The following is a 22,010-nucleotide window of genomic DNA, read 5'->3' as shown; positions in this document are numbered from 1 at the left end:
TTCCTGTGGATCCTTATCAATATTGGCCGATAGGGCTATTTGGCCGATGAATTGTTGGAATTACCCGGAGGCTATCTGATTTTTATGGCCCTTGGTGAAATGGATGGATGGACTCCAAGTGGCTGTTTTGATCGCCTCTTTGATTCGAAAGATCGTCGTCTTTGTTTTATAGCTTCAATAAGGTGGACTTGTGAATATCCGCCTCGTTTAGATGCATTTCGGAGCTTCAGGAAAATTCCAAATCAATTGACGTGTAGCACTCTGATCGTATGATCTGTTGTCTGGTGCGACCACTAGAATCTCTGTTCAATGTAAAAGATAGGTTTCATGGGTCGTTTGCCCGATAGGTTGGGCAATTGGTCAATATTTTATCAATTGGTCAACGCCTAATAAGGAAGCGACAATTAGAGATGATTCCACCACTATCTGTCTGGGGTTACTTTTGTGGCAGACTTGGATGGGCAAGTATCGCTTTGACCATCTCTTAGTGCTGTTCATTTTTTGGCATGTAGTGGTTGAAGCTTATTAAACCCTCGTCTAGCGCATGGTTGTCGTGTGCGGATTTTCATGTAATTTTTTTGATAGGAGTGCGTTTTGGGTACGCCTGAAGACCTAATTGTTCAAGCGTCGCAACGTCGACGTACCTTTGCTATTATTAGCCACCCTGACGCTGGCAAAACTACGCTGACGGAAAAGTTTCTCCTTTATTCGGGGCAGATATCTCAAGCGGGGGCAGTAAAAGCTCGCTCTGGTGGGCGAGCAGCGGTCTCTGACTGGATGGCCATGGAGCAACAGCGAGGGATTTCAATTACCTCTACTGTCTTGCAATTTAGCTATCGCGATCACGTTATTAATCTTTTGGATACTCCTGGACACCGTGACTTCTCTGAAGATACCTATCGAGTACTTTCTGCAGTCGATGCCGCAGTGATGGTTTTAGATGTCGCCAAAGGGATTGAACCTCAGACTCTCAAGCTCTTTGAAGTTTGTCGAACACGGGAGGTGCCAATAATCACCTTTTTGAACAAACTAGATCGGCCCGGGCTCGATCCACTTGAGGTTTTGGATCAGATCGAATCAAAGATCGGGGTTCGACCTACGCCGATTACTTGGCCTGTTGGTATTCCAGGGGATTTCCGAGGTGTGATCGATCGTAGAAGTGGCAACTTTATCAGATTTTCTCGAACTGCTCATGGTGCCCAGGAGGCTCTAGAAGAAGAGATTGATCCAACGGCCGCAAGCCACCAGGAAGGTGAAAATTGGAAGCAGGCGGTAGACGGCGTGTCATTGCTTGACGAAGTAGGGGCGACCTACGATAAGAAGTCTTTCTTGGCCGGTCAATCTAGTCCTGTATTTGTGGGATCGGCGCTTACTAATTTCGGAGTCCGTCACCTTTTGGATGCAATTGTGGATCTAGCTCCCGCTCCGAGTGATCGACATGATCTAGATGGGAATTTGCGGCCAATAGAGAGTGAGTTTTCGGGATTTGTCTTTAAGATTCAGGCGAATATGGACCCATCTCACAGAGATCATTTGGCCTTCGTGCGCGTCTGTTCCGGTAAATTTCAACGTGGAATGGGAGTTACCCATGCGGAAAGCGGTCGTATACTTTCTACCAAGTATGCGACCTCGGTCTTTGGATCGGACCGTGACACCGTCGAAGAGGCATTTCCGGGAGATGTAGTAGGGCTAGTAAACTCCAACGAATTGCGGATTGGTGACACGCTCTATGTGGGTGATCGAGTTGAATTTCCACCTATTCCGACTTTTGTGCCTGAGCTTTTTGCGCTAGCTAGGGCGCGCGACACTGGACGCTTTAAACAATTTAGAAAGGGCATCGAGCAACTTGAAAAGGAGGGAGTGGTACAGGTCCTCTTTGATCCTTCTGGAGATCCCACGCCTATGGTTGCCGCAATTGGTGAGATGCAATTCGACGTCTTTTCTCATCGTATGCATTTCGAATTTGGTGCTGAAGTCGAACTGACTCGCACCTCCCACAAGGTCGCTCGGCGAACTGACCAAGCAACGGCCAGTGAACTCGGAGGACTTGGCGGTGTTCGTGTGAGAGTTCGGCGCGATGGCACCCTTTTAGCACTCTTTGAAAGTCCCTACTGGCTTGCGCGGCTCCAGAATGATCATCCTACGTGGAAACTCGACGACCTTATCGCATGAGAGTGCCATTTCAAATAGTTCAAATGGCTAAGTCAAGATAGTCTTTTGATGGATGCCAAAGGGCGCTGATTAAAAGAGCGACCTGTTTTGATTAAAACGAAGTTCGTCAGAGAATTGTGGTCTTTGTCGGATCAATCACCGAGAAATGATAAAGCAACTTTCTGATTTGGCTATCTGGCAACAATCTAAGATCATAAAGATGCGGCCTTTGGATTTAGTTGATTTAGGGTTTTTGAATTTTACGGTTGACGCGGTTATCATCTCTGGGCGTCGTAGTTTTTCGCTTGATGTGCGGTTTGATCGATGACTCCGAGAGTGAGAGATAGGTTCAAGAGAGTCGCTCGTGTGGCGCCTTTTACGGCTTATTTGAACTTGTTCTTTTCCGCAAAGGCAGCAGTTGCAATATAAATATCGTTTGCTCATTACGATGATCGGGAAGTTTTTCTTGTACTAATTTTCGTTGGCTGAGCCCCTTTTCGAGTGCCCATAGCGATAGTCGACACTTAAGCCGGGTGATTGTCCTCTCGAATACGAGTCAAACGAAGGACTATCGGTACGGTTTTGTTAAGTGAGATTTTCAGATGCGATCCTTTTGATGGCTGATTTTATGGAGCGGCCTACCAAGTGGGTTGGCTTTGATGGCGACAATGGTATATGGCTCACAAAGCTGTCCGACGTAGAATGCCGAATTCATTTATCTGTTTTTGCTCTCTGATTGGCAGTTTATGGATCAATTGGAATCTGATTTGGCCCGTTTTCATGCCAAGAGTTAACTTTGTATTTCCCAAATGGTGTCAAAATCTTCAACTTGAAACAGCTAGCCTTGTTTGGACAAAGCAAGCGAATGGAAGTGTCATTAGTACTATCGGAGCAAGTAACCCACAAAAAACCGCGATCGCCCTCCTTGGCGCTCGTACCGTACGCGAAGTGGCATTTGGATTCATCTCAATTGCTCTGCCATTTTATTGGCAGAGTAAAGGGCTTTCTATCTTTTCGATCGGTGTTTTGTATAGTGCTGCATTGATTGGTTCGGCATTGATAACGCTACTCTTAGGGCGTTATATCGATGTCATTGGACGTAAGCGAATTCTCATCGTCAGCAGTCTTCTTTGGGCGGTAGTCACTCCTTTTTTGGCCTTTACTCAGGATATATATCTCTTATGTTTGATAATGGTCTTTGGCAGCGTATCGCCAACTGGTAAAGAGATAGGAATCTATCAGGGTGTGGAGCAAGCCATGCTTGCAAAGCTATTCGCGGGTCACAATCGAACGAAGATCTACGCATGGTTCAATCTTGTTGGATATGGTGCAGTGGCGCTGGGAGCCTTACTCGCTGCGCTAGTGGGAATTGGTTCGGTTGGCTCGGGCCAAAAGAACACTTTCATTTGGGTGGCCATCGCCTATGCGTTTGCCGGGGTAATCCAGCTGGTTATCTATTTTCTTGTTGACGATGTCGTAGAGCAAAAGCACGAAAAGCCCATCGATGAAAAAAGTGGATATCGGCCACAAAAAAGCGTAAGGACGCTGGTCTATCAACTCTCGGCTCTTTTTGCCTTGGATTCTTTTGCGGCAGGGTTAGTCGTACAATCTTTGATCGTCTATTGGTTTCGAGTAAATTTCCATACGGATTTAACTCAGTTAGGGTTGATCTTTTTTGGTACCAATATGCTTTCAGCGCTCTCGTCGCTCGCCGCCGCTAAGGTGGCCTCCAAGATCGGTCTTTTGAATACGATGGTCTTTACTCATTTACCATCGAACATCCTCCTGATATTGGTTCCCTTTATGCCAAATGCCACACTTGCAGTGGCGATGCTTTTGGCGAGGCATATGCTCTCTCAGATGGATGTCCCGACGCGAGCAGCTTATTCAATGGCGATGGTCTCGCCCGATGATCGAGGATATCTAGCGGCATGGACCAATGGAGCCCGAAGTTTTGGAACGGGAGTTACCCCAATATTGGCGGGTTTGATGCTGTCGGTTTCGCTGAGTGGCATACCGTTCGTTGCGGCTGGAGGGCTAAAGGTAATCTACGATATCTCGCTCTATTTTCGTTTTAAACGGGTTCCAATCGACTTCGCTAACGAGTCTTAGGTCGATTTCCTAAGTCGATTCCTGTGCAAGATGGTAATCGTCTCCGTTCAATGGACCATAGATCGATCTGGTGGCCACCTGTGGCGTTTGTGTTATTCGGTAAATATTAAGTCCATTTCTGTTGGAGAACCGAAAATGGTGAGCTTTGGCGATGAACATCGGTGGTCTTGGACATGTTGACGATGTCGATTTGAAGATGCCGACCAAAGTTACTTTTGGCGAAACTTAGGTGCCAAAGCAAGAGCGGTTGAGCCAAATAAAAGACTTATGGATCCATTTTGGTTGGATAAGACGATTTGATCTGGTACCTTTCGATCGGGCCTTGAGGCGCTATATTGCCTTGCAAGGTTGTCGGTCCTGATCTTGGGTGTAGATTTGGTCTGAAGTTTAGGGATTATTCCGGGACGCTAAATGGCAGAGCCTTTTTCATCAGGAGTGAGGTCTCTTGCGAACGAGTCGAAGGGGAGGCCGCGAGATGGTTGATGACATTTAATTGATCGATTTCGTCTTTATTTTGACTGAGTTTGAACTTGGCTTCAACTTTGGTCACCACAATCTCAAAGGCGACCACGGCCTCTAGCATCTTTGATTGTGTCGGTGAATCGAAGTCACTTCGCCATGGCTCTATTGATGAGGACTCATGGCGATCGGTAAGCTTATCCAGGACTGCGCGTTTTTCGCCTCGGTCGTGAATTATGGTGGGTTTGCCATAGATGTGCACTACCGAGTAGTTCCAGGTTGGAACGCTCTCGAGGTGGTACCAGGATGGCGAGACATAGGAATTCGGTCCACTAAAGACAACTATTGCCTCATCGATATCTTCTAGCTCTCGCCATTGTGGATTTGCTTTAGCGAAATGGCCCAGTAGCCTTCCCTGTTGAGCGTATTCGCGTTCAAAAAGAAAGGGGAGGTGACTGAGTGAAACTTTTGATTCCGAGGTTGTGATCAGGAGCCCAAGTGGAAATAAATCTATTAATTCGAAGATGAGATCTCCATTATCCTGTTTGAATTCTTTTGGTGTATACATCTGGTCTTCCTTCGAATGCGAAGTCTTGCTTGTTGTCTAAGTAACAATAGCCGATGGCAAACCAGAGTTTTATATTTCGACTTAGTATCGGTTCTAATACTATGGCTATTTTTCGCCTTCCACTTGTTTGGCATCTCCTCTAGCATGCCGAGTAGTTGTGAGTTGGCTTGTAATGCTCGACGATTAACTAAGTTCGGACAATCTTCGCGCTCCGACGGAGCGCTATCATATTTCCATGAATTACAACCATGTTGCACATCCTCGCTTAGTCGACCGAAAGAATACCAAGCCCGTAAAAGTCTCCGATAATGCGGTTGGCTTCAACGGTAAATTGGCCATGTGGATTACCAAGATTGTGGGTTCGATGTGGTGTGCCTACGCCTTTGGCCTCTTTGATCTCCTGAGCCTTCCATCTGCAATGCGAACTGGGATTCAAGCTATCGTAGCGTGGGTCGCTCAGACCTTTTTGCAGCTGGTCTTATTGTCTATCATTATGGTAGGACAGAACCTACAAAGTGCGGCATCAGATCGAAGGGCTGAACAAACCTATAACGATGCCGAGATGATATTGCATGAATGTTTAGAGCTGCATCGACACCTCGACGCTCAAGACCAGACGATCAAAGATTTGATCAAAAGAATTGAACTCAATGGCTCCTCGCCCACAAATTGATCTACTTCATGCGTGTCCTCGAGCCTGCGGTTGGGGTGCTATCGTATGAATCCAATCATAAGTACAATGCTAGATAATTTGTTTCTATTTTAGGTTGTCTGTCTCTGTGATTGGTCTCAATTCATATCTGTTGGAGACTTTTCTGATCTGGAATGTTTGGCCTACCTGGGGAGATAGGTAATATTTAACTTGGTGCTCTTGACTTTGTTGAATAAAAATGAGATAGTTACTTTGTTGAGTAACGTAAGGATCTCAATATGCACAGGTCAAATAAAATTGTATCGCTATCTCATATAATCGAAATTCATTTTACAAATCAATCTATGCAGTTTTCACGTAAGATTGCGGATAGATTGCCTATCGAATGGACGAAACGGCACCACTTCAATGGTTCCGCGGTGCCTAGCTTACTTAGTGGGCACGTTTTGCAGCGGGCTGTGGCAACTGGGACTCGGTCTTACAAGACCCGTAAACATAGGCTTTTACCCTTTTATCGAACTGATTTATTTTATGTAATCGCTCAATTATAAAGGATTGGAAAAGGCTCATGTACCAACGCAGACTTCAAATAAACTCCCCAGTTGATGTTCCGATAGTTATCTACCATAACTTCTTGAAAGTTGCACCCGCCCACGCTTTTTTGGCTCTAACCGATCCGTCTTATATAGAGATATGGGGAGATACCATCGGCTACAAGGTGGCTCTTTTTAATATCGATCTTTCGGTTGGGGGTCGTTACGACATTGCCTATAGCGACCCCAGTGGCATTCTTCGCCAAGCATCGGGAGAGATCTTAGAGTTTCAGCCGCCGCGTTGTTTGGTTTTTACACGCGAATTGGACGTAAAGAGTGGGGAAGAGACCTTAGAAACATTGATTTTTGACTCCATGGATGGTGGCACTTATCTTACTGGTATCTCGAGGTATCCTTCGATCGAGGTTCGTGATCGCATAGCCAACGTATCATTTATGAGCTTTGTGGCTAATGCATTTGAGTGCCTAGATGAAGTGGTGGGTGATAGTTGGGTTGTCGAAAACCTCAGTGTATAGGGATTTGTAGGTAAGATACATCTATTGGACAACTCAATTGCTTAGATCGAGTTACTGATTTATTTCATCTGGATGAGTTCGCAGACGGATAGCCTTGAATCAGTTCGAGCCTCATTCAGCCAGTGGTGGGCGGGTAGGATTCTGAGGAAGCTCTACATAATTTTCCTTCGGCTGGCGAATTATTTTATTCCATATAATGGTTATTCAATAGGCTACGGCGTTCCTAGGGGGCTATTGTTTTGGCCTTGGTTAGGTGGCTTTATTTACATAATTCGATTTTTGAAAATATGTTAATGGGAACTTAGCCCGGTTTTGATTGGAGGATTCCCGGAAAAGGCGAAGCGGCATTCCCTGATTATGGAAACCTTTGGCCAGATTGGCACTAAGCTTTAGTTAAGTTCGCTCTCTTTGGGCAGGGCAAGTTACTGATCTTGAACGTTTGGATGAAAATTAAACTGACTTCTCATGTTTTTTTGACTTCTCAACTTTTTCCGCATGTGTAGCTGTCCCGATGATTTTTAGCCTTGAACGAATCACTACTTGACGGGGTGGTCTGGTGGAATTTGCAAGCTCTGTAATAGATGGACGTCGTCTGGTTATTGTTGACGGTGCTATCACGGTCTTAGGTAGCCATGGCTCACGATGGTTGACTCATAGGGCGGTTGATCAACTCTTAGGATTACCAGAGGGATCAACCTCAAATTATTACAGGACTCGCCAAGCACTAGAGGCCGCGATCTTTGTGAGAGTTTGCGAGGTGGATATCATCTCAATTCGCATGGTACACGAAAAGGCTTCCCTCTATCCTTCCGACGGGCAGGGAGCGTTGGCTATATTTCGCGATCTCTTGTCTTTAACTTCTACAACCCAAGAGGGAATTTTGCGACAACGGGCTCGTCTCGAGGTCTTTTTGGCGGCTACTAATCGCCCGAATCTCTTTGAATTGGTCAATATTCACAGACGTGAGATGCGAGAGGCACTTGGTAAGGTTCTTGAGGCTGTTGGCCTCCCTTTGAGCGCATCCAAGTTACTTGCTCTAGAGGCTTTCACTCAAGGTTTAATTGTTGATGCGTGTCTTCACCATCCAAAGCCCGAGCCCCTGGTGCTAGATGAAGCGCTAAGTTGCTATGGTGAATTTTTTGGCGCATTGAAGGACCACTAGATGCCTGGCCTACGAGAAAAAACTGACCTGCCTTGGCATGAGCGGAGTGGATGGGACTGATCGCTGGACGCTTGGTTGCGGAGGAGCTTTCAATTTATCCAAGATTTGGCTTTAGTTGATCCTAGATGGAAACGCCTTTGGGAATCTCCGGTGCATTGCTAGAAGCTATGGTCTTTAGTGGGCAAAATAAACACCTGCATTGGTGATGGTTTCATGCGGTCCAAATGACCTGATGCTCCCTTACGAGAGTGTTGCTTGATTCGCGGCTATGTTAGATAGCCCGAAAATTGAGTGGGACCACTAATTCAAACGTGTTGGGGCCATTGTGGTCACGCGTTTCCAGTCTTTGCCTATTCAGATGTGTATACAGCCAAAGTGGTATCTTGTGTGCCTAGCCGAGAGCCCTTGGAATGGTAGTGATTTTATCTTTCCGTCCTTAGCCCCACGAGCATTAGTCGAGAAAATAAGTCGTACCTAGTAAACATGCTAGGTACGACGGTGAATTCAAATGTCAGACCGAAATTTTCTCGGTAGTCTCGTTGGTTTAGGTTGGGTTATGAAGGTTGACCAAATACCATGATTTATCGATCTTTGATTGTGAGTCTACAACATGGCGGTCTGTCTTTTTTCTTATTAAAGATAAGCCGCGGCTAGGACTGATGCGACTTCGGGTCGAGAGTACTGGGAAGGTAGTGCCACTCCTCTGCTGAGCAGTTCTCTGACCTTGGTGCCTGAGAGTATCAAATGGCTTGATTTTGGATGGGGACAGGTTCTTTTAGAGACCACTTGTTCGCAGACAAGGCAAAAGAAACTATGTTCGAACTTCATTATCTCGATTCCCAATTGAGATGGATCTAAGGTGCTAAAGATCTCTTGGGCTGCGTAGGTGCCATAGTAGTCTCCAACCCCCGCATGATCTCGGCCAACGATAAAGTGGGTACATCCGTAGTTTTTACGGGAGAGGGCATGAAGGATCGCCTCCTTAGGTCCTGCATATCGCATCGCTGCTGGATAAACTCCAAGGAGTACTCGATCCCTCGGGTAATAGTTATCTAAGAGAGTTCGATAAGCTTCCATTCGAACTTCAGAAGGTACGTCGTCATCTTTGGTATGGCCGACTAACGGATTAATAAAGAGGCCATCGACCAACTCCAGAGCTACTTTGTGGAGGTATTCATGCGCCCTATGGATCGGGTTTCTAGTTTGGAAGGCGACGACGGAGTTCCATCTTTGTTCATGAAAGTAACTGCGGGTCTCAGTTGGCGTTAGATATTCGCTACCACGAAAGTCTCGTACGGGTTGATGAAAAAAGAGTTCCCCAGCAATGGCAATGTCCCCTTCGTTGATGAGAGTAGCCACTCCAGGGTGTGCGCTATCGGTGGTACCGTAGACACTCTGCGCTTCTTGATGGAGTTCTACTGGGAAACGCTCTCTAATAATCATCGTAGCCACGTGAACACTCTGAATGTGTAGTTTTGCTGCGGCGGTTCCGGTAGCTAGTTCCCCTGAGGAGACAACAAAGGTGATTGGAAGTGGCCAAAGTGTCCCATCACTTAATTTCATCGAATCCAGAACACAGTGGTAGTCATCTCGTCCGAGAAAGGAAGAAAGGGGAGAGTAAGCACCAACGAATATCATCTCAAGGTCGGCTCTTTGTCTTGGCGAAAGTTCGATATCGATGAATTTATCTACCTTAAATGGCGCGGTAATCTCAAAGTGGATTAGTTCTCCGCCATGTGGCGGGGCGATTGGGTCGCTTGGATTAAAACTCACGTCTTGTCTCTTTCATTAGTAACCTTAGACGGTTGTGTCGTGGTATTTGGAGTCGTATTTGATACAATTAGGCTTCTTGAGCGGGCGGCTTTGTCTTAGTCCAAATTCCACATTCAGTGCGACCTTGGCCAACGAATCTGCCAGCACGTATGTCCTCGCCTGCCTTGACAGCTGCGGTACATGGCCAGCACCCCATTGATAGATAGCCTTGGGAATAGAGAGGGTGAAGTCTGAGATCGTAACTCTTGGCATAGGATTCTAGGTCTTTTCGCTCCCATCGATATAACGGGTTTAGCCTGATGGGATTGCCATCTTCAAGTGCACCCAGAGTATTTCGTGTTGAGGCGCTTTCGCGAGTCCTTCCATTTAGGATGGCGCTTGGCATGGTGGCCGCGAGAAAGTCCTCAAGCGGCTCTACCTTGTTTTGACTACAGCACGCGACTGGATCAATCAAATAGCCGTCTTCGAAGGGAGCTTTTGGCTTTAGTGTGATGAAGTTAGCACTCTGGTATCGAGATTTGAGGTAGGCGAAGAATGAAAGAGTTTCACTAAAATGGTAATTTGTATCAACAAAGACGACGTCACCGTCGAACCCTTGTGAGACGGCAAGGTCAATTAGTACGGTGCCAGCGATATTTAGACCGGTGGTTATCTTTAGGTCGATGTGGTCTTTTATGGCGGATCTCAGGATCTCTTTAGTTTCTTGGAAGTTAGATTCCAGCATCGGCGAGCTCTTTCTCTAAAAATCTCATTACTAGCTCTTTGGCTTGATCTAGCTCTAATTCTGCAGTCGGAACGAATAGGTCGGGTTGGGTTGGAGCTTCATAGGGGTCGTCGTATCCAGTAAGACCTTTTATCTCACCAGCTAACGCCTTTTTGTAGAGTCCTTTTGTGTCTCTTTGAAGGACGGTCTCAAAGGGTGCGTGTACGTGGATTTCGCGGCCACGTTCACACATTGAAAGAGCTTGGTTCCTTGAGCTTTCGTATGGCGAGATGGCCGAGACGAGTACCACCACTCTGTTTCTCGCCAAGAGCGAGGCGATATATCCAAGCCTTTGAACCTGTAAGTCGCGATCTTTCCTGGAAAAACCGAGGTCTGGAGAGAGAACGGCGCGAATCTCATCGCCATCGAGCAGTTCTACTTTGATCCCTCTATTGGTCAGTTCTTGGTGAATCTCCCTGGCGATCGTTGTCTTGCCTGCGCCAGATAGGCCAGTAAACCAAAGAACGGGCGCGTGTGTTGGAATTTGTGGCATATTATCTTCCTGGTAACTTCTTTTTCGATTGTGCATTTGACATCAATTACCTCTTTTGTTGAAGCTTTGGATTCTTAGCTTCCAAGACTATGACGGGTTTTTCTCGCCCATTAGGGCCCTAGGTAGCATATCATTTCTTTGTTGGCGGACCTTAGTCTGCTATTTGAGTGCAGGTTCGGCGTTGGTCAAAGGTTCACCTGGTGGTGATTTTTCGAAGTCGGATTTTCCTTTGACCTTAGCGTGGAGTCCAACTCTCGCCAATCGAAGTCGAAGGTCGAATATCCATTTTCCTTCAACTCTTTTCGGGTGGTTTTAAATTGCTCGTAGACCAGTTGGTCTGTATCTTGTGTTCGACTTTTTAGATGGTCGACAAAGATTCCGCCGAAAGCTGGAGATGTACCATTCGTCGAAATTGCAATGTCGACTGAGCCAAAGAGTCGCCTAGTGGCAACGTGGCTAAAGTTGGCGGTCTTTGGCTCGTCCAAGGTATTTAAAAGGAATCTCTTTTTGAGGCTTTGGCGATGGATCCAACGGTTTAGCTTTTTATCGCGGTCACATGCTATTACCAAGAAGGGCTTTCGTAGCTCGCGTCTTTTGGGCCTGCGATCAACAACTATGATATCGTCATCTATCTCGTCGGTATTGATTGATTCCGTGGTCTGTCCGTACCTAAAAAGTGTAACAATCGCACCTTCCGCCATGGCGACGCGAGCCCGCATTAGAGCTTGTTTTGAGCTTCCTATAATATAGACGTCGCGGGAATGCAGCTCTAGAGCGATAATCACAACGACTCCTTCGAGCTTGCCGACACCTTTATGCGTTGGCGCCTTGGGGCAGGAACATATGCAGTTAGTCTCGATCGCTCGAGACGATAGATGAAGTCGCCAAAGCGTTCGGACTCTTTTCGTTCATCTCGCCATGCAATTAGTAACGGAGCGAGAGAGTCGACTATCGACTCTTTTTCGACGTCCTCTGCAAAGAGTTGATTTAGGCGGGTACCCTCGCGATCGGAGCCAAGAAAGATGTCGTAGCTTTTCTTGGTCCGTCCAACTATACCAATCTCGGCCAAGTAGGGACGAGCGCACCCATTGGGACAACCAGTCATTCGAACTTCGATATCATCATCTCCGATGCCAAGGAGCTCGAGGCGATCTTGGAGTTGGCCCAGGAATGTCGGTAGATATCTTTCGGATTCGGCGAGGGCTAATCCACAGGTGGGAAGGGCTACACACGCAAAGGAAGAGACAAAGATTGGCTTTTGCCGCTTCAGGGATGGGACCCCTAGAGCTTCAAGATCATCTTGAAGATTTGGTGCGATCTCTGACGCTAAGTCGGTAAGGATAAGGTCACCTTTGGCGGTTACTGCGAGATTTGGACGGTACCTTTGTACTATTGTCGATATCGCAGTCCTATGGTTGATTGGGGCTGTGTCGGCAATTCGACCAGAGGGTAGCTTTATACCTAGGGCATAGCTATTGTTGAACTTATTTCGTGTTAGCCCTAGATGATCGTTTGTGGCCAAGAACAGGTCTTTTTCGGCCGGCTGGAATCGGATATCTACCTTTTCCTCTACGAGTCGGCGGAATTCGTCTACTCCAATGCGAGCAATTAGGTACTTTAGGCGTGCATGGGCCCGATCGTTTCGATCTCCAAGGTCACGCTGGAGCTCGATTATTGCATCTGTGAAGGCGAAGAGACTCTCAATATCAATCTCTCCCAAGAGATCACCGAGGCGAGCAAATGTGCTTTCATCGGTTCCACTTCGGCCCAGGCCGCCTCCGGCGTAGAGTCTTATTATTTGGGAATTTTCGTTATCGACTACGATCCCGAGATCGTGACTGAGCACGTCGATACAGTTGTCGATCGAAGAGACCACCCCGATCTTGAACTTTCTAGGTAGCATGTTTGCCCGATAGATAGATCGCTCTTGTGTCTTGGCACCTGAGATGGATTCAGCTACTTTTTCTCCGTCGATCCAAAATTCGAAATAGGCATCCGATGGTGCTTTATAACGGTTTGATATCTCGTTGGCGACTCTTTCGACGACCGTCTTCACCCGGGGATCCTCCACGTTTGGACATGCTGTGACATTTCTGATTACGTCACCACATCCACCCCATGTCGTTAATAGTGTCTCGTTGATGCGAGAAAGTAGTTCTCTAACGTCTTGTTTTGTCACAAAGTGAAATTGGATTCCCTGGCGAGTGGTGAGGCGAAGGGTCGAGTTCCCAAGATCATTGGCGATTTGGTTGAGTGCTAAATATTGTTCTGAGGAGATGCGTCCACCAGGTATTGAGACTCGGGCCATAACTAAATGCTCAATCTCTAGTCCAGCCTTCAGTCGAGTTGAGCGCGAGTCACGATTATCTTGGGTGTAGATCCCGTGGAACTTTAAGATCTGACTTGCTTCATTTGAGAATTTTGGGTCATCGTTTTCGAGTTCGGAAGCGATCGTGCCTCGAAGAGAGTTAGAGTTCTCTTTGACCTTTTCCACCGCACTAATGTTTTTGATTGTCTTTTGTATATCGGTTTCCATTCACACTTCCTTTCGCATTTTCAATTCTCGATAATTCTAATCAGGTTTGTCATAATTAGACGGCCTTTTGCAATAAATTGCTCCTCAAGATGAAATAATACGAGATTACTTCGCTGCGTCCTTTCGGCTTTGATTGCGTTTGTGCCGTAAGATTTATCCTGGTGAATGCGCATATTGTCGCGCTTGGAAACCACTATTGGCCTAATAGATTGCAAAGTGGATGGTTTGGATCACATCCCCGAGTTATCAGCTGAGTCGGAGTTTTTCATACGCGAGATGGCTCAGCTCTGGCCATGGTCACTTCTGCCGCTCTGATGTGGCAATCAAACTTACTATACAAGATATGAGTTTTGTACTTCAACCTATGCGAGGTGTGAAGAGTAGAGGATCTTAGTTTTAGGTGGTTCGATCGCTCTTATCGGTATTTTTGAATCTACGATTCAAGGCGCTTCTCTATAGCTCGGCCAAGTCGACTACTATCATGGTTTTCCCTAAGAGTCAGATACAAGCGGACATTTCTGGGGAATCGTCTAGCCGCTTGTGATGTTGGCTGAGATCAGCGGAGGTTCTCCTGCTGTGATTATATATATCGATTCGATTTTAACTTCGATCTTGCCTACTTAGCATGAGTTTCATCGATTCTGAGATTGATGAGTTATTTAGCTATTTCGTAAGTATCGGCCTTGTTATTTATTTGATTGCTCTTCTGGAGTGGTTGCAATTTCAAGTGCTAACTACTTTTTTAGATTCTTCTTGTTTTTAGTTTGTGGAATGGCCTAAACTTACCCTCTGGTCCGGGCCAAATTACCTTGAACAACAGTGGCTTTCGTTAAAATAGGGTGTTGTTTAAGCCTTTGTTGAACCTTGAGGGTCCAAGTAGGCGAATTTTATCACAAGATATTTTGCGATCGGGCGATCACCCAAGGATGAACTCTCCGACTCTTTCCAAGGCGAGATCTGCCTCGGGCATTGGAAAGCTTGGCCATACGTGCCAGAGCCCTTCGCCAACCTCTAGGGTTGCTTCTACGTTGCAATCGTGGAATTTTTCTATAAGTCGGAATGAATCATCGAAGAGAATTTCATCGGTTCCAACGAAGACAAGGTGTGGAGGTAAGCCCGAAAGGTCACCAAAGAGGGGAGATGCGCGGTGATCGCTGGCATCGGCTCCATTTAGGTAGATCTGAATGGCTGGTTTCATCCCTTTAGCATCGAGCATTGGATCAATATCGTTTCGCAGGCGGAGAGAGTCGCCAGATGCGGTTAAGTCGGTCCAAGGACTAAAAAGGAAGCTTTTACCTGGGAGGCTGTGGCCTCCATCGCGAATTGCGACTTCGGTTGCAAGGCTCAGTCCCCCACCAGCTGAATCGCCTCCTATGACGATATTTTGAGGGTCGACACCATTTGATAACAGTCCCAAGTAGACCTTCAATGAGTCTTCTAATGCCGCCGGAAAGGGGTTTTCCGGTGCTAGTCGGTAGTCAGCCATTACTACCTTGGATTCGGAGGCTAAGGCTAGGCGTGCCCCTAGTGAACGATGACTTTTTAGTGAGCCGGCCGAGTATGCTCCTCCATGAAAGTAGAGTATAACATTTTTACCAGAGCGATTGAGTGGATCGATGTATTCAACGACTACCCCTTGGATCTCTGCTTCGGTGATGACCACACCATCAGGCACGGGGCTAAAATCGCTAACGGAGTCGGTCATGACACGTATCTCTTCAACGCTTTGAGGTGGATGATCGGAGTGTTTCATTTGTAGAAGAAGATCTCTGAACATATTAGCTTCATTTGAGAGCATGTTGTCTTTACCACCTAAAAGAGTTCAAAGGTATATAGGCCGACGTTATATCACACCAACTCTATCACAGTGATCGAGATAGATCTTTGACCTAAGTTGATTACGGTTATGCGCCCGGAAGGCAACAATTTAGGCTTTAGGTTGTTTTACGCTTGATCTCTTTTTGTGTCATCGGACTTGAATATCAGGCATATGAGCCTCGGAGCGATATGCGACCGAGGATTTGATTTTTTTGAGTGTGACCAAGCACACGCCGGGGCCAAGTGTGTAAGAGCTCTTGGCTCCCTAAAGTTCTCACTTTCTGTCAAGCAAGCGCAGGTCTAAGCGACTTTTTCTCAAGGGTTGCTTTTTCACCTCTATTGGAGTGATTGAGAGAATTCGAAATGATGTGCCAAAGATTCTCTAAATTGGATTCAGCAAGGTTATCGGGCTGAGCGGGATGTCAAGTTCTATTGATTGAGAATCCTTTGGAAAATGACAAGAAAGAGCGATTTCCAAAGGAAACACTAGATTGTCGCGATCAAAAAAGGCAGACATCTAGAGGATAAGGTGACTTTTGCATATGGCTTGTAATTTCTGTCTTAGATTTGATTTGGTGTCAATTGGTGCTAGAGACCTCTGGGTTTCTTGGCAGGATTGTTATTAGGGCGAGCACTGCTATGACTAGAGCTATGTTGACTAAGAAGGCAATCGCTCCAGCATGAATATATCTATCTTGAGAGATAATTCCGTTCTTGGTGTGGGGGAGTTGGCCTGCGAGCACGGTGAAAAATACGGTTCCAGTCAGTGCGACGCCAAATGCACTGCCGATTCTTTGAGCAGTCTGAAGAAGACCGGCTGCGGTGCCAGCTTGGCTTCGTGGGATTGATCTCAAAAGGAAGTCTTGGTTCGGAGCGATAAAGATTCCATTTCCAAAGCCCCCTATGAAGAGTGGAATAACCAGCGTGATGGATGAGATATTTGAATTAGATGAGTGAAATATAAGCGCAAGAGAAACTACCGAGGTCGCTAACATCGAGGCAGCTAGAGTCAAAACTCTACGTTTTAGTCGCGCTGAGAATTTATCAGAAATTGATCCAGAGATTAAGGTTCCCAAGGCGAAAGGGGCGACGGTAAGACCCGAGGCAAGGGGTGAGCGCCCTAGACCTACCTGCCAAATGAGAGAGATGATAATGAAAAGAGAAGAGAAAGCCCCGAAATAGGCCATCGCTATAGCAACCCCTCCCGAAAAGGGCCGTTGGCGTGCTAGTTTGGGATCAACAATGGGTTCACGGCCCGTTCTGGATGCGAATTGCTCCCATTTGGTCAGAGATATAAATATTATGGCTCCGAAGGCTATCGAAAGATAAGTCCACAGAGGCCATCCGATACTTTGTCCTTCTATCAATGGTATGAAGATGGCCGCCAGTCCAACGGTGATTAAAGCCAGACCAAATGGATCAAGCTTATGGGTGATTTTGGGTCTATTGTTAGGGATGAGCACAACCGCCATGGGGATGGCTATAGCGCCGATGATGAGGTTTACAAAGAAGACAAGGCGCCAACCCAAGGCTGAACCCGCTAAGGATAGAATTACTCCACCCAGAATCGGACCGAGTGCCGATGAAACCCCAATCATCGTTCCTAGAATTCCAAAAGCTCTGCTTCGGGCCCTGCCTATAAATAGAAGTTGAATTGTCGCTTGGACTGAAGGGCCAAAGAGCCCAGCTGCAAGGCCCTGAATTACTCTGGCGATAACTAGTTCGGTTGGATTTATTGCAGTTCCACATACGACACTAGCGATTGTAAAGAGGCTGATACCTGTTAGGAAGATTGGCTTGTGGCCAATGCGATCTCCAAAGCGACCAGCCGGCACCAGGATAAGCCCGAATGCCAATAGGTATCCCGATACGATCCACTCTATATCGCTAGACGTTGCATGGAGATTGTTTGCAATCGATGGGAGTGCGACATTCACGATGGTTGAATCAATTACAGCCATGAAGGTACCGCTCAACACGACTATCAGCGTCTTCCAATCTTTAGAGGTTGGCGTAGGTTCGAAGTTGTCTTGATAGGTGCTGTTTTGGTTCAAGATTTCCTAGTCTTTGAGTTTTGCTAAAGCAATATTAGTTGTCACCTACACCTTGATGACCTCCAACAAAGGCGATGTAAGCAAAACGAGCGACCCAAAGGGTCGCTCGTCGATCTGAAGTTACTACAAATAAAAGGTTTAGTTAGCCAGCACTTCTATAGCCTCGTCGTGGCTCGCGGTCATATCCGCCCCGTCCACCGTATCCACGGCTTTCAGTTCCGTTTGCGTCACTTGGCCGTCCGAAGCTGCTGCTTCTATCGTAGGAACGAGATTCATCGGATCTTCCTGATCCCGATGATCCAGAGGAAGATGAACGATAACTTCTCGATGGACGTGAGGAGTTTCCGCCATAAGATGATCCAAATCCACGTCGTCCTGAGTTCATCCCAGTACCACTTCGTGCGCGACTTTCGTCCAACTCCATTACCTCGCCATTGAATTCTTCCAAGAGTGGGATATTTCCAAGAGTTGGCTCTTCGGGATTGCCTCTGAACATCTGCTGAGGAAGGCCCAGGTTCTTCTGCAAACCTTGGACGGTTCTCATCTGTGATCTACCTAGAAGCGTTACGACAGCTCCATTGGAACCCGCGCGGGCCGTTCGTCCTGAACGGTGGATGTAAGCCTTGTGGTCATCTGGAAGTTCGTAGTGAACAACTAGATCCAATCCGACAACGTCTATACCTCTTGCTGCTACGTCAGTTGCGACAAGCACAGAGGTTCTTCCCTTGGAGAATTTCGAAAGAACGCGTTCACGTGCATTCTGTCGCATATTACCATGGAGGGCGTCTACTTGAATTCCGTCGTCGTAGAGATGACCGGCAAGGGTATCTGCGTTGTCACGAGTACGCACAAAGACGATTGTTTTTCTAGCCCCTGCGGTGATCTTCTTTAGAATTTCGAGCTTATCGGTCTCTCGGGTCACAAGGAAGAAGTGGGACATATTGTCGATGCTTCGAACCTTCGTGGTCGTCTCATGGCGAATTGGATCGCTCATGTGGCGCTTGATTAGGGTTTCAACATCACCGTCTAAGGTAGCTGAGAATAGCATTGTCTGGCGATCTGCAGCTGTCTTCGAGAGTATCTCAACTACAGGTGGAAGAAAACCCATATCGGCCATACGGTCGGCTTCGTCGATGATTACGGTTTTAATGTTTTCAAGATTGATCCTACGTCGATCCATAAGGTCGATTAGTCGTCCAGGTGTGGCAACTACAACTTCTACGCCTCGGGTGAGGTCGCGGATCTGTCGTTCCATTGAACTGCCACCGTAGATGGCCGCAATTCTTGGCTGGCCTTTTCTAGGTTGAGTAAGGAGGGTCATAAAGACGTCTCGAACTTGTGTTGCAAGTTCGCGAGTCGGCACCAAGATAAGAGCGGTAGGGCTCATAGGCTTGGCTTGTTCACAGTTTTGTAGGATTGGAATGAGAAAGGCCAAAGTCTTTCCCGAACCCGTACCTGCCATTGCGCATATGTCTTTGCCTTCCAAGGCGTCTTTGATCGTGATTGCTTGGATCTCAGTTGGTGTTGACATACCGTTTTCGGACAGGCGATTAGAGATGTGGCTAGCCACACCTAGTGATTCAAAGGTGGTCAAAATATTTGTTTTCCTTGTTCTTCGTTTTTTTCAGTTCGGCATTGGGGACAAGGCCTCGCCGATTCCGATACGAAGCGGAAAAAATGAGGATGTCCAGAGTCTCACATGAGCTCAACCGACATATAACACTATAGCAACCAATTATGGTTCTTCTGCAGACGGGTGATGGAGCATCCTATCACACATTGTTTGGTAGTCAAATTGGAAAGTATGGGAGATGATAGGGTTGGCGAACTAGTATTGAAGGTTTTTGAGGTTTAAGGGGCCAGTTTAATTTCAAGCTTTTATGGCTAATTGCTATGGGTAGTTATCTAAAATAAATGGCTTGGTTTCTAGTTGTTAGCCTAAAGTTCTTCGCTGTGGTTGTAGACGTCGACGTCGACCATCTGTGCTTCTAGGTGCGAGATGATCTGCCTGAGATTTATTGCAAAGCTTTCAATACTTGAGCGTGAGAGACACGAGACTGCGAAGGTCTCTTGCTGGTTAAATTTGGGAAAGAGATCAGTCATCATCTCGGTGCCTGATTCGGTGACCTTGAGGTGAACGAGTCTACGGTCTGTCTGATCGGTAATTCGCTCAATGAACCCGCGTGCTTCCATCGTCTTTATAACGCCAGAAAGAGTAGATTTTGAAATGCCAGCTTCCTCGGCGGCATGGCGAACTTCGATGCCGTCCCAGATCCAAACTACCCAGAGTACGACGAAACCTGTCCACGAAAGTCCAATTGGTCGCAGAACCGTGTTTGTGAAATATTTCCGAGTTGAGTTAGCGGCACGATAGAGGTTTGCAATGGCACTTTGCGCTACAAAGTCAATCGGCAGGCCGCTCAATCGGGCTTCCATGGTCTTTTCTGTCTCTGCGAGCGTGTAATGGCCTGTCACACTTATATGGTAGTCGCACATAGTTAACTTCTCAGTTGGTATCACCCTCATTATTAACTTGATTTGGATCGATAAAGTCGGCCAATTGTTTCACAAGGCGCCCTGTATAGTTGGTGTTGTCGTTGGAGTAAGTCTTTACGTCCAACAAGGTATTACTCCTATGGTTTGTGTGTCTCTTTGATCTTTGTCTGGGCAAGAAAAATTTGGGGGTTTTCCCCGCCAAGGGCGACGTTGGAAGTGGAGGATATGTGGGTCAGATCGATCTTAGTGCACTCAGCGAGCTTGTGGTTCGCCTAAAAGATATTCGGATCGACGTGCTTAGATTGGCCTTTTGTGACTTGATGGGAGTTGAGAGAAGTCGGGACATACTTGTATCGTCCATGGTGAGCGTACTTTCAAATGGCGTACCATTTTCGTCTGAGATCTATCGAAGGACCGATGGGGCCGCAACGGGCCAAAGCCGGATCGAAGCTGTGAAAACGGCAGGCGACATCCTGGGCTATTTGGATATAGGTACATTGAAGGCTGTCCCCTGGGAGGCAGGTGTTGCCCATGGAATATTAGACCTACAGAATCTCGATGGGACAGCAGTTGCAGAAGATCCACGAGAGGTTTTGCGAAGGGTCCAAGGAAAATTAACTGCGATGGGGTTAGTGCCTCTTGTTGGCCCAGAGCTCGAATTTTATCTTCTAGAGCCCGATGGCAATTCTGGGTGGCAAAGATATGGGTTGGGCGGTGGGAATATTTATTCTTCGGGCCTAAAGGGAGATCCGGAGAATTTTCTATTGAATAGCCTTAGGATGCTAGAGGGGTTCGAGATAGGTGCTTTTGGTGCCAATCACGAGTTTTCATCGGGACAATTTGAGATAAATCTTTGGCATTGCATAGCTACCGAAGCGGCTGATCGTGCTTTTAGATTCAAATCTGCCATAAAGGAGATGGGCCGTCAAACTAACAAGCTGGCGACATTTATGGCTAAGCCATTCAACGGCGAGAGTGGATCTGGTTTTCATCTGCATTTTTCCATTTTGGATGACCTCGGACGTCCCCTTTTCGAGGATAAAGGGGGTCCCGATGGACTCTCGGATCTCGCAAGGAGTGCAATCGCTGGAGTTTTACGTCATGCCCGAGCCGTCACCGCCCTGTGCAGCCCGACTATTAATTCATATAAACGCTTTGCTCCAGGAACATTTGCTCCATGGTTGGTGGATTGGGGGTTGAACGACCGGGGTGCTATGATTCGAATTCCGTCACAGCGAGGGCTTTCGACAAGGATGGAGCTTCGCCTTGGCGATGCATCTGCAAATCCTTATTTGGCGATCGCAGGACTCCTTGCTGGGGCATATCTGGGAATCAAAGAGGAGCTAACGCTCCCAGAAGTAAGAACAGGAGATCCGAGGGACCTTATTGCTTTGCCTAGAACCTTAAGAGATGCAATTGAGGCACTTCGCGATGACGAAGAACTAGTCGAACTTCTAGGCGATGGGTTTGTTGATGCCTTTATCTGCCTAAAGCGCGATGAAATTGAGCGATTTAGTCGCTACGTAACCGACTGGGAATTCATTGAATACGCATATCACCTTTGAACCAAGGACTTTCGTAGATTTGCCCTAAATTCGCAGGCTTTTCTCTGTTGGCTTTCGGCCGTTGGAATCGCTGCGTTTCCCAGCAGGATTTCGGGTCAGTAGTTGCGCCTTTGCTCATGTGTCGTTGTAGCTTTTTGCAATGGCGTTATTTCGACCTATTCCGCCCTTGGTTTTGGTTGGTCGTCCTCTTTGATGTTTTCATTTGCTCTTAGCTATCTGTCATATTCTTCGGTTGCATCTTTTTAAAGGTGGATCTCTTGGGCTATGAAAGATTCGACTTGACTCAGGGGCTTTACTTTTTGCGAATTCGCAAGGGTCCAACTCATTGCTACGTCACAG

16 protein-coding genes are annotated in these 22,010 nt (G+C 46.9%); 6 read left to right on the top strand and 10 right to left on the bottom strand.

Annotated elements, in window-relative coordinates; translation table 11 throughout:
• Nucleotides 1-594: 594 nt before the first annotated feature.
• Together ACIDITHRIX25_RS92600 and ACIDITHRIX25_RS92595 are read left to right on the top strand one after the other, a co-directional pair.
• Nucleotides 595-2,172: a peptide chain release factor 3 gene (locus tag ACIDITHRIX25_RS92600; protein WP_052605573.1), complete on the top strand. Its 1,578-nt coding sequence runs from the start codon at nt 595-597 to the stop codon at nt 2,170-2,172.
• 759 nt (nt 2,173-2,931) lie between these two features.
• On the top strand, nt 2,932-4,263 hold the full coding sequence (locus tag ACIDITHRIX25_RS92595) for an MFS transporter (RefSeq protein ID WP_201732869.1): 1,332 nt from the start codon (nt 2,932-2,934) through the stop codon (nt 4,261-4,263).
• Nucleotides 4,264-4,657: 394 nt separating this feature from the next.
• On the opposite strand, the gene ACIDITHRIX25_RS92590 is transcribed toward ACIDITHRIX25_RS92595, so the two are convergent.
• Complete coding sequence (locus ACIDITHRIX25_RS92590; protein WP_201732868.1) at nt 4,658-5,290, bottom strand: FMN-binding negative transcriptional regulator; 633 nt, start codon at nt 5,288-5,290, stop codon at nt 4,658-4,660.
• Between the two features lie 235 nt (nt 5,291-5,525).
• Between ACIDITHRIX25_RS92590 and ACIDITHRIX25_RS92585 the strand changes: the two genes are divergently transcribed.
• The 3 genes from ACIDITHRIX25_RS92585 (at nt 5,526) to ACIDITHRIX25_RS92575 (ending at nt 8,173) form a co-directional block, all read left to right on the top strand.
• Nucleotides 5,526-5,963: a DUF1003 domain-containing protein gene (locus ACIDITHRIX25_RS92585; protein WP_201732867.1), complete on the top strand. Its 438-nt coding sequence runs from the start codon at nt 5,526-5,528 to the stop codon at nt 5,961-5,963.
• A 547-nt stretch (nt 5,964-6,510) separates the two neighbouring features.
• Entirely contained in the window at nt 6,511-7,011 is a 501-nt protein-coding gene (locus ACIDITHRIX25_RS92580; RefSeq protein WP_052605569.1) for an SRPBCC family protein, read from the top strand.
• Between the two features lie 556 nt (nt 7,012-7,567).
• A complete protein-coding gene (locus ACIDITHRIX25_RS92575; RefSeq protein WP_201732866.1) occupies nt 7,568-8,173 on the top strand; it encodes a TetR/AcrR family transcriptional regulator in 606 nt (201 codons plus the stop codon).
• A 633-nt stretch (nt 8,174-8,806) separates the two neighbouring features.
• Here the strand turns inward: ACIDITHRIX25_RS92575 and sat are convergent.
• From sat to ACIDITHRIX25_RS92530, 9 genes are all read right to left on the bottom strand, one after another.
• Entirely contained in the window at nt 8,807-9,946 is a 1,140-nt protein-coding gene (gene sat / locus ACIDITHRIX25_RS92570; RefSeq protein WP_082058621.1) for a sulfate adenylyltransferase, read from the bottom strand.
• A 67-nt stretch (nt 9,947-10,013) separates the two neighbouring features.
• Nucleotides 10,014-10,670 (bottom strand): phosphoadenylyl-sulfate reductase, encoded by a 657-nt coding sequence (locus tag ACIDITHRIX25_RS92565; RefSeq protein ID WP_052605567.1) that lies wholly within the window; start codon nt 10,668-10,670, stop codon nt 10,014-10,016.
• A complete protein-coding gene (gene cysC / locus ACIDITHRIX25_RS92560; RefSeq protein ID WP_201732865.1) occupies nt 10,657-11,202 on the bottom strand; it encodes an adenylyl-sulfate kinase in 546 nt (181 codons plus the stop codon). Before cysC ends, ACIDITHRIX25_RS92565 begins: the two co-directional genes overlap by 14 nt.
• A 185-nt stretch (nt 11,203-11,387) precedes the next feature.
• Complete coding sequence (locus ACIDITHRIX25_RS92555; protein ID WP_052605566.1) at nt 11,388-11,987, bottom strand: NAD(P)-dependent oxidoreductase; 600 nt, start codon at nt 11,985-11,987, stop codon at nt 11,388-11,390.
• Nucleotides 11,984-13,738, bottom strand: coding sequence for an NADPH-dependent assimilatory sulfite reductase hemoprotein subunit (locus ACIDITHRIX25_RS92550; RefSeq protein WP_201732864.1), 1,755 nt, complete (start codon nt 13,736-13,738; stop codon nt 11,984-11,986). Before ACIDITHRIX25_RS92550 ends, ACIDITHRIX25_RS92555 begins: the two co-directional genes overlap by 4 nt.
• A gap of 916 nt (nt 13,739-14,654) precedes the next feature.
• A complete protein-coding gene (locus ACIDITHRIX25_RS92545) occupies nt 14,655-15,491 on the bottom strand; it encodes an alpha/beta hydrolase (RefSeq protein ID WP_201732863.1) in 837 nt (278 codons plus the stop codon).
• Between the two features lie 643 nt (nt 15,492-16,134).
• On the bottom strand, nt 16,135-17,610 hold the full coding sequence (locus ACIDITHRIX25_RS92540; RefSeq protein WP_201732862.1) for an MFS transporter: 1,476 nt from the start codon (nt 17,608-17,610) through the stop codon (nt 16,135-16,137).
• 142 nt (nt 17,611-17,752) lie between these two features.
• Nucleotides 17,753-19,204, bottom strand: coding sequence for a DEAD/DEAH box helicase (locus tag ACIDITHRIX25_RS92535; RefSeq protein ID WP_201732861.1), 1,452 nt, complete (start codon nt 19,202-19,204; stop codon nt 17,753-17,755).
• Nucleotides 19,205-19,548: 344 nt separating this feature from the next.
• Complete coding sequence (locus ACIDITHRIX25_RS92530; protein WP_213333418.1) at nt 19,549-20,106, bottom strand: MarR family winged helix-turn-helix transcriptional regulator; 558 nt, start codon at nt 20,104-20,106, stop codon at nt 19,549-19,551.
• Nucleotides 20,107-20,288: 182 nt separating this feature from the next.
• Between ACIDITHRIX25_RS92530 and ACIDITHRIX25_RS92525 the strand changes: the two genes are divergently transcribed.
• Complete coding sequence (locus tag ACIDITHRIX25_RS92525) at nt 20,289-21,671, top strand: glutamine synthetase family protein (protein ID WP_201732859.1); 1,383 nt, start codon at nt 20,289-20,291, stop codon at nt 21,669-21,671.
• The last annotated feature ends 339 nt before the right edge of the window (nt 21,672-22,010 follow it).

The organism is Acidithrix sp. C25 (assembly GCF_904848545.2).
The sequence above is the reverse complement of the archived record's forward strand: the minus strand, read 5'-3'. Positions and strand labels throughout refer to the sequence as shown.